Origin of the sequence: Pseudomonas edaphica, assembly GCF_005863185.1 — a bacterium.
Lineage (GTDB): Bacteria > Pseudomonadota > Gammaproteobacteria > Pseudomonadales > Pseudomonadaceae > Aquipseudomonas > Aquipseudomonas edaphica.
In genome coordinates this window covers 1-4,438 of the sequence record NZ_VBVZ01000518.1, presented here as the reverse complement: position 1 = coordinate 4,438, position 4,438 = coordinate 1, and the positions used below count along the sequence as shown (strand labels likewise).

Annotated in this window: 2 protein-coding genes and 1 pseudogene; all 3 read right to left on the bottom strand. The window is 60.0% G+C overall.

Features of this window, described 5'->3' with window-relative positions:
- Nucleotides 1-2,718: multidrug efflux RND transporter permease subunit (locus tag FEM54_RS25575; RefSeq protein ID WP_138453555.1), on the bottom strand; the 2,718-nt coding region annotated here is incomplete at its 3' end.
- 15 nt (nt 2,719-2,733) lie between these two features.
- On the bottom strand, nt 2,734-3,975 hold the full coding sequence (mexE, locus tag FEM54_RS25570; RefSeq protein ID WP_138453554.1) for a multidrug efflux RND transporter periplasmic adaptor subunit MexE: 1,242 nt from the start codon (nt 3,973-3,975) through the stop codon (nt 2,734-2,736).
- Nucleotides 3,976-4,219: 244 nt separating this feature from the next.
- A pseudogene (locus FEM54_RS25565) lies at nt 4,220-4,438 on the bottom strand (MFS transporter); the annotation flags it as partial.

Here is a 4,438-nt window from a genome sequence, read left to right as displayed (position 1 = left end):
CAGGCTCCAGCTTTCGTATTGGGCGGCGAGCACCAGGAACGCCAGCAGTACGCAGAGCGGGAACACGAACAGCGCGGTATTGCCCGAGAGGATTTGCTGATAGGTCAGGTCGGTCCACTCGTAGGTCATGCCGTTGGGCAATTCATCTTTGAGCAGTTTCTCAATCGCCGCCTGAGCCTGGCCGGAGCTGTAGCCCGGTGCGGCGTTGCCGTTGATTTCGGCGGTGATAAAGCCGTTGTAGTGCATCACGCGGTCCGGCCCCGAGGTGTCGCTGACCTTGATAAAGGTCGCCAGAGGGATCATCTCGCCCTTGTTGTTACGCACTTTCAGCTGGCCGATCTGGTCTTCATCCAGGCGGAACTGCTGGTCTGCCTGCACGTTGACCTGGTAAGTACGGCCAAAGCGGTTGAAGTCGTTGGCATACAACGAACCCAGGTAGATCTGCAGGGTGTCGAAGATGTCGCTGATCGCCACGCCATGGGTCTTGGCTTTTTCGCGGTCGATGGCAGCATCGACCTGCGGTACGTTGACCGTGTAGCTGGTGAACAGGCCGAACAATTCAGGCGTGGTACGGCTCTTGGTGATGATGTTCTGCACTTCCTTGTACAGCTCGTCGTAACCCAGGTTGCCACGGTCTTCGATTTGCAGGCGGAACCCGCCGATCGTACCCAGGCCCTGTACCGGCGGCGGTGGGAAGATCGCCATGTAGGCTTCCTCGATGCTGCTGTATTTGCCGTTCAATGCACCGGCAATTGCGCCAGCGGACATGCTCGGGTCTTTACGCTCATCGAAGGGCTTCAAGGTCACGAACACGATGCCGCTGTTCGGACTGTTGGTGAAGCCGTTGATCGACAGGCCCGGGAAGGCGACGGCGGCTTCCACGCCGGGTTGTTTCAGCGCGATGTCGGACATGCGCTTGATCACGTCTTCGGTACGGTCCAGGCTCGCGGCGTCCGGCAATTGCGCAAAAGCCACCAGGTACTGCTTGTCCTGGGCCGGTACGAAACCGGTTGGCGTGTGGGCAAAGCCCAGCCAGGTCAGGACCATCAGGCCGGCGTACAGGAACAGCGCGATACCACTGCCGCGAATCACCCGGCGTACGGTGCCCACATACCCATGGCTGGCTTTCTCGAAGAAGCGGTTGAATGGGCGGAACAACCAGCCACCCAACAGCTTGTCGAGCACCTTGGAGAAGCGATCCTTCGGCGCGTCATGGCTGCGCAGCAACACGGCGGCCAGGGCAGGGGACAAGGTCAGCGAGTTGAATGCCGAGATCACCGTGGAAATGGCAATGGTCAACGCGAACTGCTTATAGAACTGACCGGTCAAGCCGCTGATAAAGGCCGCTGGAATGAACACCGCACACAGCACCAACGCGGTCGCGATGATCGGGCCGGTTACTTCGCTCATGGCCTTTTCGGTGGCCGGGAACGGTTCGAGTCCCAACTCGATATTTCGCTCGACGTTCTCCACCACCACGATGGCGTCGTCCACCACGATACCGATGGCCAGTACCAGGCCGAACAGCGACAGTGCGTTGAGCGAGAAGCCAAACAAGTGCATCACCGCAAAGGTACCGATCAACGATACCGGCACCGCCACCAATGGAATAATCGAGGCGCGCCAGGTTTGCAGGAACAGGATCACCACCAGCACCACCAGAATCAGTGCTTCGAACAGGGTGTGAACCACCGCCTCAATAGAGCCACGCACGAAGATGGTAGGGTCATAGACGATGCTGAAATCCATGCCTTCCGGGAAGCTCTTTTTCAGCTCCGCCATCTTGGCGCGTACTTCGTTGGAGATCTCGATGGCGTTGGAACCTGGGCGCTGGAAGATCGGGATCGCCACCGCCGGCTGGTTGTTGAGCAACGAGCGCAGCGCATACTGGCTGGAACCCAGCTCTACCCGTGCAATGTCTTTAAGGCGGGTGATTTCACCGTTGGCGCCGGAGCGGATAATGATGTTCTCGAACTCCTCCTCCGTCACCAGGCGGCCCTGAGTGTTCACCGACAACTGGAAGCTGGTGGCATTCGGTGCAGGTTGCGCACCCAGGGCACCGGCGGCCACTTGACGGTTCTGCTCGCGAATGGCGTTGACCACATCGGTGGCGGTCAGGTTGCGCGAAGCGGTTTTGTTCGGGTCCAGCCATACACGCAGGGAGTAGTCGCCCATGCCGAACAACTGCACGTCACCCACACCGCCCAAACGGGCCAACTCATCCTTTACGTTGAGCAAGGCATAGTTGGACAGGTAGAGCATGTCGTAACGCTTGTCCGGCGAGGTCAAGTGCACAACCATGGTCAGGTCAGGGGAAGCCTTGTCGACCGTAATACCGATGCGCGTCACTTCCTCAGGCAGCTTGGGCTGCGTGCGCGTCACACGGTTCTGCACCTGCACCTGCGCGTTATCCAGGTCGGTGCCCAGGGCGAAAGTGATGGTCAGGGTCAGCTTGCCATCGGCAGTCGACTGCGAGGACATGTACAGCATGTTCTCGACGCCGGTAATGGCTTGCTCCAACGGAGCGGCCACGGTTTCACCGATGACTTTGGGGTTGGCGCCCGGGAAGTTGGCACGTACCACAACGGTGGGCGGCACCACTTCCGGGTATTCGCTGATCGGCAGTTGGAACAGCGAGATCGCACCGGCGATCAAAATCAACAGCGACAGCACCGCTGCGAAGATCGGCCGCGAAATGAAGAACTTGGAAAAATTCATCTTGAGTTGTATCCCTTAACCGCGTGGAGTCGCGACGGCTGCGAGCTTGGGCGCGGCTTTATCCGGCGCCATTTGTTCCAGGTTGCTGGCTTCAAGCGCTTGTCGTTGTTGTGCCAAGGCGGCGAGGGTTTCCTTGCTGGCCATCGGGATCGTTTCCGGCGCAACCGGCGAACCCGGACGAATGCGCTGCAAGCCCTTCACGACGATGGTGTCGTCCTTGGTCAAACCGCTGCGCACGATGCGCAGGCCTTCGATCTTCGGCCCCAGTTCCACCGAGCGATAAGCCGGCTTGTCACCGTCCATCACCAGCACGAACTTCTTGCCAAGGTCGGTGCCCACCGCTTCGTCGTTGATCAGCACGGCGGAGTAGGTGCCGCTGCCGACCAACTTCAAGCGGGCATACAGGCCCGGGGTGTATTCGCCCTTGCTGTTATCGAACACGGCGCGACCACGGATGGTGCCAGTGGCCGGGTTGACCTGGTTGTCGACGAAGTTCATCTGGCCCAGGTGCGGGTTGCCGGTTTCGTTGGACAGGCCCAGGTACACAGGAGTGGTCGCGCCACGGCGGCCTTCACGAGCCAGCTCGGTGTATTTGAGGTAGACGCGCTCGTCGGCGTCGAAGTAGGCGTAAACCTTGTCGGTAGAGACCACGCTGGTCAGCGGCGTGGTGTCGGCGGTCACCAGGTTGCCGGCGGTGATTTCAGCACGGCTGACGCGGCCACTGATCGGCGAGGTCACGCGGGTGAAACTCAGGTTCAGCTTGGCCAGGTCCAACTGCGCCTGGATCCCGGCGACAGCGGCGCGAGCTTCCTGGGCGGCGGTGGTGCGCGAGTCAGCCAGTTCGGCGGAGATCGCATTGCTCTGACGCAGACGCTCGCCGCGTTGCGCTTCGTTATCGCTGCGGCTGGCGGCGGCTTTGGTTTGTGCCAGTTGGGCTTCGAGGCGGCGCACCTCTGCCTGGAACGGGCGCGGGTCGATCTGGAACAGCAGGTCGCCTTTCTTCACCAGAGCGCCTTCGGTGAAGGCCACCTGGTCGATCTGGCCGGACACGCGCGGACGAATTTGCACGGTTTCCGGGGCTTCCAGGCGACCGGTGAATTCATCCCACTCGTTGACCGGCTGTTCCAGCACCTTGGCCACACTGATTTTCGCGGGGGGCATGGCGGCCGCTTGATCCGGGGTCTTACCGCAGGCGCTCATCACCACCACGGCCAAAATCGCCAAGGGGAAGCGCAAGTGTTTGAGTGACTGTTCCATGAGGTGCATCCGCCAATGTATTTGAGATGGGCGGATCATGCGCGGCGAGGTGCTATGTCACGAATCGAATGAAACAAAGGTAACTATCATTCGGAATGATATAAGCGAGAGGCTAGCCCTCTAGAATGGCGTTTTCGTTAGGGAGCTATCAATAGGTGTGATGACAAAGGTGTATTGCGTAGCGTGCAAGGAACGAGGCTCACAACCCGCTGTCGTTGCCTCGCAACCAGATGAATCCACTCCTTCAACCGTCTGACGGTGGCGTCAGGCTGCCACGCTTACTAGCAGTCAGCCCTCCCAAAAAGTACATCAACCCGCCCGCCACAACAAAAACCACCAACATATAAAACATGCTGTACGCCGGCTGCGTAGCCAACACCCACCCACACAACACCGGCCCCAACGCCGCGCCGACATTGCCCAGGTTCTGCGCGGCGTAGTACATGCCGCGCAGAACCTGGGC